The sequence below is a fragment of the Pelomonas sp. Root405 genome, assembly GCF_001425165.1.
Taxonomy (GTDB): domain Bacteria; phylum Pseudomonadota; class Gammaproteobacteria; order Burkholderiales; family Burkholderiaceae_C; genus Pelomonas.
Map to the genome: position 1 here is coordinate 979202 of NZ_LMDU01000001.1, position 12596 is coordinate 991797.

Genomic DNA, 12596 nt, shown 5'->3' on the forward strand with positions numbered 1-12596 from the left:
AGCCCCGGAATGAAAGCCGCCGAGATCCGCCAAACCTTTCTGAAGTTCTTCGAGTCGAAAGGCCACCAGATCGTCGCGTCCAGCCCTGTCGTGCCGGGCGATGACCCAACGCTGCTGTTCACCAACGCGGGCATGAACCAGTTCAAGGACGTGTTCCTGGGCTTCGACAAGCGTGCCTACTCGCGCGCCACCACCAGCCAGAAATGCATCCGCGCAGGCGGCAAGCACAACGACCTGGACAACGTCGGCTACACCGCGCGCCACCACACCTTCTTCGAGATGCTGGGCAACTTCAGCTTCGGCGACTACTTCAAGAAGGATGCGATCAGCTATGCCTGGGAGCTGCTGACGGTCAACTTCGCGCTGCCGGCCGACAAGCTCTGGGTCACCGTCTACAGCGAGGACGACGAGGCCTACGACATCTGGAACAAGACCGTGGGCGTGCCCGCCGAGCGCATCGTGCGCATCGGCGACAACAAGGGCGCGCGCTACATGTCCGACAACTTCTGGATGATGGGCGACACCGGCCCCTGCGGCCCCTGCACCGAGATCTTCTACGACCACGGCCCCGACGTGGCCGGCGGCCCCCCGGGCTCGGCCGAGCAGGACGGCGACCGCTACATCGAGATCTGGAACAACGTCTTCATGCAGTTCAACCGGACCGAGGACGGCGTGATGCACCCGCTGCCCAAGCCGTCGGTGGACACAGGCATGGGCCTGGAGCGGCTGGCGGCCGTGCTGCAGCACGTGCATTCCAACTACGAGATCGACACCTTCGTGAACCTGCTGGCGGCCGCCAAGTCGGCTGTTGACGCAGCTGGTGGCGGCGACTGCGACAAGGACAGCCCGTCGCTGAAGGTCATCGCCGACCATATCCGCGCCTGCTCGTTCACGGTCGTCGACGGCGTCATTCCCGGCAACGCCGGCCGTGGCTACGTGTTGCGTCGCATCGCCCGCCGTGCCATCCGCCACGGCTACAAGCTGGGCGCTCGCACGCCGTTCTTCCACAAGCTGGTGGCCGCACTCAGCGCCGAGATGGGCGAGGCCTATCCCGAGTTGCGTCAAGCTCAAGGACGCGTGACCGAAGTGCTGAAGGTGGAGGAAGAGCGCTTTTTCCAGACCATCGCCACCGGCATGGAGATCCTCGAAGCGGCCCTCGCCAAGGGCGGCAACGTCGACGGCGACACCGCCTTCAAGCTGCACGACACCTACGGCTTCCCGGTCGACCTGACCGCCGATGTCTGCCGCGAGCGCGGCGTGGCGGTGGACGAGGCGCGCTTCAACGAGCTGCTTGAAGAGCAGAAGAACCGCGCCCGCGCTGCCGGCAAGTTCAAGATGGCCCAGGGGCTGGCCTACAGCGGCGCGCCGACCGAGTTCCACGGTTACGACGGCCTCGTCGTCGAGACGGCAACGGTCACGGCCGTCTACGTGGATGGCGCGCAGGTCGAAGAAGCTCGCGCCGGCGACGACGCCGTCATCGTGCTGGACCGCACGCCCTTCTATGCCGAAAGCGGCGGCCAGGTCGGTGACGCCGGCGAGCTGCGCAACGGCACGACGCGCGTCGTTGTAGGCGACACGCTGAAGATCCAGGCCGATGTGTTCGGCCACCATGGCCAGGTGGTGGAGGGCTCGGTCAAGGTCGGCGATGTGCTCGTCGCCCGCGTCGACACCGAGCGCCGCGCCAAGACCGTGCGCAACCACAGCGCGACCCACCTGATGCACAAGGCCCTGCGCGAAGTGCTGGGCGCCCACGTGCAGCAGAAGGGCTCCCTCGTGAACGCCGAGCGCACGCGCTTCGACTTCGCGCACAACGCGCCGGTGACGGCCGAGCAGATCCGCGAGATCGAGGCCATCGTCAATGCCGAGATCCTCGGCAACGCTGGTGCGCAGGCGCAGGTCATGGCGCTGGACGACGCGCAGAAGTCGGGCGCCATGATGCTGTTCGGCGAGAAGTACGGCGACACGGTGCGCGTGCTCTCCATCGGCAGCTCCAAGGAACTTTGCGGCGGCACGCACGTGAAGGCGACCGGCGACATCGGCCTGTTCAAGATCGTGGCCGAAGGCGGCGTCGCTGCGGGCATCCGCCGCATCGAGGCCGTCACCGGCGACAACGCGCTGGCCTATCTGCAGTCGCTCGAAGCCACCGTCCAGTCCGCCGCACAGGCCCTGAAGACGGCCCCGAGCGAACTCGAAAGTCGCCTGCATGCGGTGCTTGACCAGATCCGCGCGCTGGAGAAGGAACTCTCGGCCGCCAAGAGCAAGCTGGCGTCCGCCCAGGGCGACGAGCTGATGGCCCAGGCCGTCGACGTCAAGGGCATCAAGGTGCTGGCCGCCAAGCTCGAAGGCGCCGACGCCAAGACCCTGCGCGAGACCATGGACAAGCTCAAGGACAAGCTGAAGACGGCGGCCATCGTGCTGGCCGCCGTGGACGGCGACAAGGTTCAGCTTGCGGCCGGTGTGACGGCCGACAGCATTGGCAAGGTCAAGGCCGGCGAGCTGGTCAACTTCGTTGCCCAGCAGGTGGGTGGCAAGGGCGGCGGCAAGCCCGACCTCGCCATGGCCGGCGGCACGCAGCCGGCGGGCGTGGCAGCTGCGCTGAACAGCGTCGCTGCCTGGGTGGCCGAGCGGGCCTGAGGCGCGCAGCCGGACGAAGCAAGGCCCGCATCAGCGGGCCTTTTTTCTAGAAGGTCTCCCAGTCGCCTTCCGCGGTGGCTGGGGCCGGAGCCGGTGGGGCGGGTCGAGGCGCGGCGACGGGGGCTGGCTTCGCAACCGGTTTCGGCGCCGGCGCAGCAGCGCGCGGCGCGGTGGTGGCTTTGGGCGCCGGCTTGGGTGCGACGGTAGGAGCGGCCTTGGGTGCTGGGGCGCGCGGCGCCGATGCGCGGTGCGGCTCGCTGCCCTCGACCCGGAACACGGCCACCGCCTCGACCAGGCGCTGGGCCTGTTCCTTCAGGCTCTCGGCGGCCGCCGCAGACTCCTCCACCAGCGCGGCGTTCTGCTGCGTCATCTGGTCGAGCTGCACGACGGACGTGTTGACCGAGGCGATGCCCTCGCTCTGCTCGGTGGCGGCCGAGCTGATCTCGCCAATGATGTCCTGCACCCGCTGCACGCTGGAGACGATCTCGCCCATCGTCGTGCCCGCCGTCTGCACCAGTCGGGCGCCGTTCTCGACGCGCTCGACGCTGTTGCCGATCAGGGCCTTGATCTCCTTGGCTGCCTCCGCGCTGCGCCCCGCCAGCGAACGCACCTCGCCGGCCACGACCGCAAAGCCGCGGCCCTGTTCGCCGGCCCGGGCGGCTTCCACAGCGGCGTTGAGCGCCAGGATGTTGGTCTGGAAGGCAATGCCATCGATGGTGCCGATGATGTCGGCGATCTTCTTGCTGGCCGTGTTGATGTCGTCCATCGTCGTGACGACCTGGCCGACCACCTCGCCGCCGCGCGTTGCCGCCGACACGGCCGACTGGACCAGCTGATTGGCCGTGCGGGCCGAGTCGGCCGTCTGCCGCACGGTGCCCGTCAACTGGCTCAGCGATGAGGCGGCGTTCTGCAGATTGCTGGCGGTCTGCTCGGTGCGCTGGCTGAGGTCCAGATTGCCCGTGGCGATCTCGCTGCTGGCGGTGCCGATGCTGTCGACCGAATTGCGCACGGTGCCAATGGTCGTGGCCAGCCGCTCGCGCATGCGTTCGGTGTCCTGGATCAGCGCGCCGATCTCGTCGTTGCGGCTGCTGCTGACCGACTGGCTCAGGTCGCCCTCCGCAATGGCGCCGACGCCGCGCTGCAGCGAAGCCAAAGGCTGCGCGACCCAGCGGCGCATCATCCACAGCAGTCCGAAGCCCAGGCCCACGGCCGTCAGCGCCAGCGCACCGCAGAAGAACCACAGCATGGTGCGGCCGGCCGCACCCGCCTCGCTGTGCGAGACCTGGGCGACGACCCAGTAGCCGGTCTTCTCGCTCTTGCGCGCGATGGCGAAGTTGTCGCTCTGGCCATTGCCGAGCACGTCCGGCACATCGTCAAGCACCACGGCATTGGCGGTCTGTTCGGCCAGCAGCTTCTCGAAGCCCGGCGCGACGCTGGACAGCAGCTTGCCCTTGGCGGTCGGATGGGCCGCGAGCAGGGCCTTGGACGGGTCCTTGGGCATGGCGACGATGTAGGTGCCGCCGTGCTTGAAGAACTTCGCGCTGGTGGCCATGCGGTCCATGGCGGCCTCGAAGGCGTCGAGGTCGTAGCCAACGAAGAGAAGGCCCACGACCTTGCCCGCGTCGCTCTTGATCGGCTCGTAGTGCGTCATGTAGGCGCGGCCAAAGAGCATGGCGCGCCCCGTGTAGGGCTTGCCGGCGGCGACGGTGGCATAGGCCGGGTGTTGCTTGCCCAGCAGCGTGCCCATGGCGCGCTCGCCCTTCTCGTTCTTCAACGAGGTGGTGATGCGCTCGAAGTCCTCGCCCTTGGAAGCAAACACCGTGGCCACGCCGCCGGTCACCGCCGTGAACTTGTCGACCTGCGTGAAATTGGCATTGAGCTTGGGGCCCCAGTCACGCAGCTCGCCGGTGGCCTCGTCCAGGGTGAAGCTGGGCCCGAATTCCTGGCGAAATGACCCGAAGCTGCGCTGGATCTGTTTGGCAGCGACATCGTCCATGGCCTGCATCGCGTCGACGAGAGAGGCGGCCTTGTCGCCCACCCAGGTCTGCACCTGTTCATTGGTCGAGCGCTTGAGCAGTGTGCCGACGACGAGGCTGACGCCGAGCAGCACCGCCGCCACGGCGACGGCGCCGGTCAAGGAAACCTGGCGGGCGATGGAGTTCACGGACTGGCTCATGCGTTTTTCTCCAGAAGCCGAAGCGGGCAATGCTGCGCGGCCCCGCGCCGTTGCGGGGTACGTTCAAAGGAATCGGTCCAGCGTCGTCAGGCGGCGATGGCTGCGTCCATCAGGCCCATCTCGGCGCTGCTCATCAGGCCCTCGATGTCCATCAGGATCAGCATGCGGTCGGCCACCGAGCCGATGCCGGTGATGAAGCTGGTGTCCACCGAGGCCGAGCTCAGTTCGGGCGCCGGCTTGATCGCGTCGCGGCTCAGTTCCAGCACGTCGGATACCGAGTCGACCACCGCGCCGACGACGCGGTTCTTCACGTTCAGCACGATGACGACGGTGAAGCTGTTGTACTCGGCGCTCGGGCAGTTGAGCTTGAGGCGCAGGTCGACGATGGGCACGATGACGCCGCGCAGGTTGACCACACCCTTGATGAAGTCCGGCGCATTGGCGATGCGCGTGGGCTGCTCGTAGGAACGGATCTCCTGCACCTTCAGGATGTCGATGCCGTACTCCTCGGAGCCGAGGCGGAAGGTCAGGTACTCGCCGCTCTTCGGGCCGTGGGCCTTGGTGCTGACGGCGCCGGCTTGGCGCAGGGCGGGAACGTTGCTGGCTTCCATGCGGACCTCTTCAGTTGTTGTTTGGGTTCAGTGGCGCGAACGGCGCACCAGGCTGCCGACGTCCAGGATCAGCGCCACGCGACCGTCACCCATGATGGTCGCGCCGGAGACGTCGTTGACCTTGCGGTAGTTGGCTTCGAGGTTCTTCACGACGACTTGCTGCTGACCGAGCAGTTCGTCCACCAGCAGCGCGACGCGGCCACCTTCAGCCTCGACGACGACCATGATGGAGCTGACGTGCTCGAAGTCGAAGCGCGGCACGTCGAAGACCTTCTCCAGCTCGATGACCGGCATGTACTCGTCGCGCACCTCGACGACGCGGCCGGAGCCGGCCACCGTCTTGATGGTGTCGGACTGCACCTGGAAGGACTCGACCACCGAGGACAGCGGCAGGATGTAGCACTCGTCGCCGACGCCCACGCTCATGCCGTCCATGATGGCCAGCGTCAGCGGCAGTCGCACGGACACCTTCATGCCATAGCCCTCGGCCGAGTCGATCTCGACCGTGCCGCCAAGCGACGTGATGTTCTTCTTGACCACGTCCATGCCGACACCGCGGCCGGACACGTCGGTGACCACATCGGCCGTCGAGAAGCCGGGCGCGAAGATCAGGCTCCAGCATTCGGCGTCGGTCATGCTGTCCGGCGCATCGATGCCCTTCTCGCGTGCCTTCTTGATCAGCTTCTCGCGGTTCAGGCCTCGGCCGTCGTCGCGCACCTCGATGACGATGCTGCCGCCCTGGTGGGAGGCGACCAGCGTGATGGTGCCCTGCTCGGGCTTGCCGCGCGCCTCCCGGTCCTCCGGCATTTCGATGCCGTGGTCGCAGCTGTTGCGCACCAGGTGGGTCAACGGATCGGTGATCTTCTCGACCAGGCTCTTGTCCAGCTCGGTGGCTTCGCCCTGGGTGACCAGCTCAACCTTCTTGCCCAGCTTGGCGGCCAGGTCGCGCAGCATGCGCGGGAAGCGGTTGAAGACCGTCGACATCGGAATCATCCGGATCGACATGACCGACTCTTGCAGGTCGCGCGTGTTGCGCTCCAGGTCGGCCAGGCCCGAGGTGAGTTGCTGGTACAGGCCGGGGTCCAGCTCGCGGCTGTTCTGGGCCAGCATGGCCTGGGTGATGACGAGTTCGCCGACGAGGTTGATGAGCTGGTCGACTTTCTCGATGGACACGCGCAGCGTCGTCTGGTCCATGGCCGCAGGCTTGGAATCCGCCTTGGCAGCGGGCGTGGCTGCGCGGGTCGGCACGATGGCCGCCGACGGGGCTGCCTCGGGCGCAGGTGCGGCCGTGCTGGCGGCGTCGGCAGGCACGCCGGGGGCGTCGTCAAAAAAGCCATAGCCCGGGTCGACGGAGGGCGCCTCTGCCGGCGGTGCGCCGGGCGCGCCGTCATAGAAGCCGAAGCCCGGGCCGAGGGGGATCAGCTTGACCTGTTCACGGGCGACGTGGAAGGTGAAGAGGTCCAGCAGGTCGTTGTCGGTCGAGCTGGTCAGCACCTTGAAGCGGCGCATCCCGTCGGAGCTCTGGCCGGCGTCGAGCGGCTCGATGTTGCCGAGGTCGGTGATTTCCTTGAACAGCTCGACGAGGTTGTCGGCCAGGCTCAGGTCGGTCAGCGGGCCGACTTGCAGTTCCAGCAGGCGCGCGCCGGGCTTGCCGGCCGCAGCGGGTGCGGCGGCTGCGGGTGCTGGTGCCGCAGCGGCCTTGGGTGCGGGCGCGGCTGCGGCCGGCGCGGTGCCGCCACCGCCTTCGACAAAGCTCTTGATGTTGACCAGCAGGTCGGTCGTGTCGATGAGGTCGCCGGCCGAGCCCTGATGGCGGGCCAGCTGGGCGCGCAGTGCGTCGCCCGACTGCAGCAGCACGTCGACCATCGCCGCATTGGGCTGCAGCTCATGGCGGCGCAGCTTGTCCAGCAGCGTCTCCATCTGGTGGGTCAGCTCGGCAACGTCGCTGAAACCGAAGGTCGCCGCGCCGCCCTTGATGGAGTGGGCGCAGCGGAAGATGGCATTGAGTTCTTCGTCGTCGGCCGCTTCGACGTTCACGTTGAGCAGCAGCTGCTCCATGTTGTCGAGGTTCTCGCCGGCTTCCTCGAAGAAGACCTGGTAGAACTGGCTGAGGTCGATGCCAGCACTGATGCTGGCGCCTTCGGTGGTCATGTCGCCCATGGCTGATGCTCCCGGTGAACGAACTTCAGCGAATGACCTTGCCGATCACTTCGATCAGCTTGGCCGGGTCGAAAGGCTTGACCAGCCAGCCGGTGGCGCCGGCAGCACGCCCGGCCTGCTTCATCGCGTCGCTGGACTCGGTGGTCAGGATCAGGATGGGCGTGGTCTTGAACTTGGGGTTCTCGCGCAGCTTCTTGGTCAGGCTGATGCCGTCCATGCGCGGCATGTTCTGGTCCGTCAGCACCAGGTCGAAATCACGCTGGCCGGATTTTTCCCAGGCGTCCTGTCCGTCCACTGCTTCCACGACGTTGAAGCCGGCGTTCTTGAGCGTGAAGGCCACCATCTGGCGCATCGAGGCCGAGTCGTCGACAGCGAGGATTGAGTGCATTTGAGTTTTCTCCGAGGGGACGTGTTGCCTGGGGGGATTCAGAAAAGTTCGATGGAGCCAGCGTCCATCTCGTCTTGCGTGACCGGGTTGGGGCGCAGCGGCGCGATCTCGACGACGGCCGCGCCGTCCTCGTCGTCCATGCCGAAGGTGTCGCGCGCCAGTTGGTCGGCGCAGTTGCGCAGCCGCTGGCTGGTGTGGGCGATCAATTGAGTCGCCATGTCCTGGAATTGCAGGGCCGTGATCGCGCCGGCGATGTCCTGCATGATCTGCTTGAGCCCTTCGGAGGCGGGCGTGCCGTCACTCGTGCTGAGCAGCGTCATGGCCTGGCCGGACGCGCTGTAGAAATGGGTGGAAAGGGCTTCACCGGCGTCGTCGAGCAGGCGCTGCAGGCGCTCAAGGTCGTTGGTCACCGTCATCAGGTGATCCTGCAGTTCCGCGGCCGCCAGCAGCGGCATGGCGGCCACGGCTCCATCGAATTCGGCGGCGGTGGATTGTTCTGTCTGCATCGTGGCTCCGCGAGGGGATGCTGCTTCTTTTCCCAATGCCCTGTAGATACTCTCAGGGCAAATGCATCATGGCATGTTCACCCGTTTTTCGGCGGCTGTCGACCTGGAGATGTCGCGAGAACGAGCCGTATTACCGGTCTGAACCGCGTTGACCGTGGCGCCAACCTTGAGCCCTGGCGCGCGGCATACTGCGGCCCCATGACGATTTCTGGTGTGGAGCAGGCGTCCCGCGTCCTGCGCGTGCTGCATGTCGAGGATTCCGATCTCGACCATCAACTCATCTTGGCCCAGCTGACGCGCGGCGGGCTCAAGGTCGAGATCGAACGGTTGGACTCGCTGCCCGCCGTGCTGGCGGCGCTGGACCGGCCACGCGACGCCATCATCTCGGACTACAACCTGCCCGGCTACACCGGCCTGGACGTGCTGGAGGCCGTGAAGGCGCGCCAATTGACGACGCCCTTCATCCTGGTCTCGGGCGAGATCGGCGAGGACACGGCCGTCGCGGCCATGCGCAATGGCGCGTCGGACTACCTGCTGAAGAACAACCTGAACCGCCTTGCGCCGGCGCTGCTGCATGCCATCGACGCCGCCGAGAACGAACGCGCCCGGCGCTCGGCCGACCTCGAACTCGTCAAGTCCAAGCAACGCCTGCACGAACTGGCTGGGCACCTGCAGACCAGCGTCGAGCTGGAGCGCGCGGCCATCGCCCGCGAGATCCATGACGACGTCGGCGGGTCGCTGACAGCCGTCAAGTTCGACCTGGCCTGGATCGACCGGCATGCGCAAGAACCCGAAGTGCGTGCACGGGTCGCCGCGGCGCTGGAGACGGTCAACTCGGCCATCGACGCCAGCCAGCGCATCATGCACAACCTGCGGCCCGCCATCCTGGAGCAGGGGTTGGTCGCGGCACTGCAGTGGATGACGGCGCGTTTCGAGCGCCGCACCGGCATCGAGGCCGGCCTGCGCCTGGGGGACGAGCGCCTGGCTCTGCCGCCCGGTGTGCCGCTGGTGGCCTACCGGACCGCGCAGGAGGCGCTGACCAATGTGTCCAAGCATGCGCTGGCGACACGCGTCGACGTGGAGCTCAGCCTGGACGCCGGCGTGCTGACGCTGGAGATCCGGGACAACGGCCGGGGCATGGCGCCCAAGGACCTGGCCAAGGAGAGATCCTTCGGCATCCGCGGCCTGCACGAACGGGCCGCGACCGTGGGCGGCTGGGTTGACCTGGCCAGCCCGCCGGGCGGCGGCACCAGCCTCATCCTGACCGTGCCGCTGGCGCAGGACGCCATCGATGCGCTGGACGATTCGACCGACTTCGGCAAGGACGTCGGCAACTCCATCTGGGGTCGTGTGTGATCAAGGTCATCCTCTGCGACGACCACGGCCTGATCCGCCGCGGCATCCGCGACACGCTGGCCGATGCGCAGGACATCGAGGTCATCGGCGAGGCTGGCGACTACACCGAGCTGCGCGGCCTGCTGCACACCCTCGGCAAGGACAACCCCTGCGACGTGCTGGTGCTGGACATCAACATGCCTGGCCGCTCGGGGCTGGATGTGCTGCATGTGCTCAAGGATGAGGGCAACGCGGTGCGCACCCTCATCGTGTCGATGTACCCGGAGGACCAGTACGCGATCCGCGCGCTGAAGGCCGGCGCCTATGGCTATGTCAACAAGGGCGGCGACCCGGCAACGCTGGTGCAGGCCGTGCGCACGGTGGCCCAGGGCCGCAAGTACGTGACGCCCGAGATCGCGCAGATGCTGGTCGAAAGCCTGACCGCCCCCGTGACCGAGCAGGCCCACCACAAGCTGTCCGACCGGGAGCTGCAGACCCTGGTCATGATCGCCTCGGGCAAGCGCCTGTCCGACATCGCCGAGGAGCTGATGCTCAGCCCCAAGACCGTCAGCGTCTATCGCGCCCGCATGCTCGAAAAACTCGGCCTGACGAACAACTCCGAGCTGACGGTCTACGCCATCCGCAACGGCCTGGTGTCCGACTGACACCCGGCGCCCCCCGCCGTTCATCCGGCTGGATGTCGATTCGCCCGAGCCGGCTGCCACTCATCGATTGATGTCATCCGGTGGCAACAGCCGCTGCACAATCGCGCCGGTTTCCAGCTGGCGGCCGTTCTGGCCGGTGTTCGCAGACCCTTGAGGTCGGGCGGGCGAGACTTTCAGGGGGCGTGTCATCGATACCGGATTGTTGAAGGAGCTGCGCATCGACGGTGCGCATCGCGAGGACCACGACGGCGGCCCGCCCCGGTGGATCTGGGGCCTGATTGCCACCATCGCCGTGCTGGCCCTGCTGGCCGGCGCGGCCTGGTGGTATTGGGCAGGCAACAAGCCCGTCGCCGTGCAGACCACCACCGTGCGCGCCAACGGCCAGGGCGCCTCGCCCAATGCCGTGTTGCAGGCCACCGGCTATGTGACGGCGCGCCGCATGGCCACGGTGTCGGCGCAGATGACCGGCACGCTGACCGAGGTGCTCATCGACGAAGGCGTCAAGGTCAGAAAGGGTCAGGTCTTGGCCCGGCTCGACGACACCGGCCTGCGCGCCGGCCTGGCCGCCGCCGAGGCGCACATCCGCACGGCCGAGGCCAATCTCGGCCAGCTGCGCGCCCAGCTCGCCCAGGCCCAGGCCGACGAACGCCGCCAGATGGAGCTCAACGCCAGCGGCATGACGACGCGCCAGTCCCGCGAGCAGGCGGCCACGGCCGTCAAGACCGTGGCCGCGCAGTTGGAGGCGGCGCAGCGCCAGGTCGAGGCCGCCCAGGCCCAGGCGCGCCAGGCCAAGGTCAACTTTGATTACGCCACCGTGCGCGCGCCCTTCGATGGCGTCGTCACGGCGCGAGCCGCGCAGGTCGGCGAGATCATCTCGCCGCTGTCTGCGGGCGGCGGCTTCACGCGCACCGGTGTGGGCACCATCGTCGACATGGACTCGCTGGAAGTGAGCGTCGATGTCAACGAGGCTTACATCGCCCAGGTCAAGCCCGACATGCCCTGCGAGGCCGTGCTCGACGCCTACCCGGACTGGAAGATCCCGGCCCGCGTCGTCACCGTCATCCCGAGCGCCGACCGCGGCAAGGCGACGGTCAAAGTGCGCGTGGCACTGGAGCACAAGGACGAGCGCGTCGTGCCCGACATGGGCGTGCGTGTGAGCTTCCTGGCCGCCAAGCCCAAGGTCGACGCCAAGCCGGTGCCCGGCGTGCTGCTGCCGGCCGAAGCGGTCGTACAGCGTGAGGGCGCACAGGTCGTGTTCGTCGTGCAAGAGAACCGCGCCGAACAGCGTGCGGTGCAGCTGGGCGCGGACGTGGGCAAGTTCAAGCTGGCAACCGCCGGCGTGAAGGCGGGCGAGGCGGTGGTCCTCGCGCCGCCCGCCGAGCTGAAGCAGGGTTCAACCGTCTCCAACAAGGAATGAGCATGAGCACGTTGATCGAAGTCCGCGACCTGTCCAAGGTCTACATCCGCGGCAAGCAGAAGGTGGAGGTGCTGCACCACATCGACCTGGACGTGCAGCAGGGCGACTTCCTGGCGCTGATGGGCCCGTCAGGCTCTGGCAAGACGACGCTGCTCAACCTGATGGGCGGCCTGGACGCGCCCACGGGTGGTGCCATCACCGTGGGCGGCGAGCGCATCGACCAGCTCGGCGGCGCGGCGCTGGCCAAGTGGCGTGCGTCCACGGTCGGTTTCGTCTTCCAGTTCTACAACCTGATGCCCATGCTGTCGGCGCAGAGGAACGTCGAGCTGCCGCTGCTGCTGACCAAGCTGTCGGCGGCGGAGCGCAAGAAGCGCGCGGCCATCGCGCTGCAGCTCGTCGGCCTGGCCGACCGCGCGGCTCACAAGCCGACCGAGCTGTCGGGCGGCCAGCAGCAGCGCGTATCCATCGCGCGGGCCATCGTGTCCGACCCGACGCTGCTGGTTTGCGACGAACCCACCGGCGACCTGGATCGCCAGTCCGCCGAGGACGTGCTGACGCTGCTGCAGGCGCTCAACCGCGAGCATGGCAAGACCATCGTCATGGTCACCCACGACCCGCGCGCCGCGGCGCGTGCCAGCCGCACGCTGCACCTGGACAAGGGCACGCTGGTCTCGGCCGCCGAGGCCATGGCCTGAAAGGCTGGA

General features: G+C 67.5%; 10 protein-coding genes. 5 read left to right on the forward strand and 5 right to left on the reverse strand.

The features are described 5' to 3' along the window. Positions 1 to 9: 9 nt before the first annotated feature. Positions 10 to 2634, forward strand: coding sequence for an alanine--tRNA ligase (gene alaS / locus ASC81_RS04330; RefSeq protein WP_056263127.1), 2625 nt, complete (start codon positions 10 to 12; stop codon positions 2632 to 2634). 46 nt (positions 2635 to 2680) lie between these two features. Here alaS and ASC81_RS04335 read toward each other — a convergent pair whose 3' ends face one another. From ASC81_RS04335 to ASC81_RS04355, 5 genes are all read right to left on the reverse strand, one after another. After that, complete coding sequence (locus ASC81_RS04335; protein ID WP_082536245.1) at positions 2681 to 4810, reverse strand: Cache 3/Cache 2 fusion domain-containing protein; 2130 nt, start codon at positions 4808 to 4810, stop codon at positions 2681 to 2683. Positions 4811 to 4896: 86 nt separating this feature from the next. Further along, complete coding sequence (locus ASC81_RS04340; RefSeq protein ID WP_056263130.1) at positions 4897 to 5421, reverse strand: chemotaxis protein CheW; 525 nt, start codon at positions 5419 to 5421, stop codon at positions 4897 to 4899. A 27-nt stretch (positions 5422 to 5448) separates the two neighbouring features. Next, positions 5449 to 7581 carry a chemotaxis protein CheA gene (locus ASC81_RS04345; protein WP_056263132.1) on the reverse strand — a complete coding sequence of 711 codons (2133 nt, stop codon included), beginning with the start codon at positions 7579 to 7581 and terminating at the stop codon, positions 5449 to 5451. Positions 7582 to 7606: 25 nt separating this feature from the next. After that, on the reverse strand, positions 7607 to 7969 hold the full coding sequence (locus tag ASC81_RS04350; RefSeq protein ID WP_056199337.1) for a response regulator: 363 nt from the start codon (positions 7967 to 7969) through the stop codon (positions 7607 to 7609). A 38-nt stretch (positions 7970 to 8007) separates the two neighbouring features. Beyond that, positions 8008 to 8475 carry a hypothetical protein gene (locus tag ASC81_RS04355; RefSeq protein ID WP_056263135.1) on the reverse strand — a complete coding sequence of 156 codons (468 nt, stop codon included), beginning with the start codon at positions 8473 to 8475 and terminating at the stop codon, positions 8008 to 8010. A gap of 198 nt (positions 8476 to 8673) precedes the next feature. On the opposite strand from ASC81_RS04355, the gene ASC81_RS04360 reads away from it, so the two are divergent. From ASC81_RS04360 to ASC81_RS04375, 4 genes are all read left to right on the forward strand, one after another. Continuing rightward, positions 8674 to 9831: a response regulator gene (locus ASC81_RS04360; protein WP_056263139.1), complete on the forward strand. Its 1158-nt coding sequence runs from the start codon at positions 8674 to 8676 to the stop codon at positions 9829 to 9831. Continuing rightward, the gene (locus tag ASC81_RS04365; protein ID WP_056263141.1) at positions 9828 to 10475 is read left to right on the forward strand and encodes a response regulator transcription factor; all 648 of its coding nucleotides are present in this window, start codon (positions 9828 to 9830) and stop codon (positions 10473 to 10475) included. Before ASC81_RS04360 ends, ASC81_RS04365 begins: the two co-directional genes overlap by 4 nt. A gap of 199 nt (positions 10476 to 10674) precedes the next feature. Then, complete coding sequence (locus ASC81_RS04370; RefSeq protein ID WP_200960043.1) at positions 10675 to 11892, forward strand: efflux RND transporter periplasmic adaptor subunit; 1218 nt, start codon at positions 10675 to 10677, stop codon at positions 11890 to 11892. Beyond that, positions 11889 to 12587 carry an ABC transporter ATP-binding protein gene (locus tag ASC81_RS04375; protein WP_235533566.1) on the forward strand — a complete coding sequence of 233 codons (699 nt, stop codon included), beginning with the start codon at positions 11889 to 11891 and terminating at the stop codon, positions 12585 to 12587. The genes ASC81_RS04370 and ASC81_RS04375 overlap by 4 nt, the downstream gene beginning before the upstream one ends. The last annotated feature ends 9 nt before the right edge of the window (positions 12588 to 12596 follow it).

Excerpts from the sequence above, each read along its gene's own strand:
- alaS (WP_056263127.1), top strand. The coding sequence starts at position 10 with ATGAAAGCCGCCGAGATCCGCCAAACCTTTCTGAAGTTCTTCGAGTCG.
- ASC81_RS04335 (WP_082536245.1), bottom strand. The coding sequence starts at position 4,810 with ATGAGCCAGTCCGTGAACTCCATCGCCCGCCAGGTTTCCTTGACCGGC.
- ASC81_RS04340 (WP_056263130.1), bottom strand. The coding sequence starts at position 5,421 with ATGGAAGCCAGCAACGTTCCCGCCCTGCGCCAAGCCGGCGCCGTCAGC.
- ASC81_RS04345 (WP_056263132.1), bottom strand. The coding sequence starts at position 7,581 with ATGGGCGACATGACCACCGAAGGCGCCAGCATCAGTGCTGGCATCGAC.
- ASC81_RS04350 (WP_056199337.1), bottom strand. The coding sequence starts at position 7,969 with ATGCACTCAATCCTCGCTGTCGACGACTCGGCCTCGATGCGCCAGATG.
- ASC81_RS04355 (WP_056263135.1), bottom strand. The coding sequence starts at position 8,475 with ATGCAGACAGAACAATCCACCGCCGCCGAATTCGATGGAGCCGTGGCC.
- ASC81_RS04360 (WP_056263139.1), top strand. The coding sequence starts at position 8,674 with ATGACGATTTCTGGTGTGGAGCAGGCGTCCCGCGTCCTGCGCGTGCTG.
- ASC81_RS04375 (WP_235533566.1), top strand. The coding sequence starts at position 11,889 with ATGAGCATGAGCACGTTGATCGAAGTCCGCGACCTGTCCAAGGTCTAC.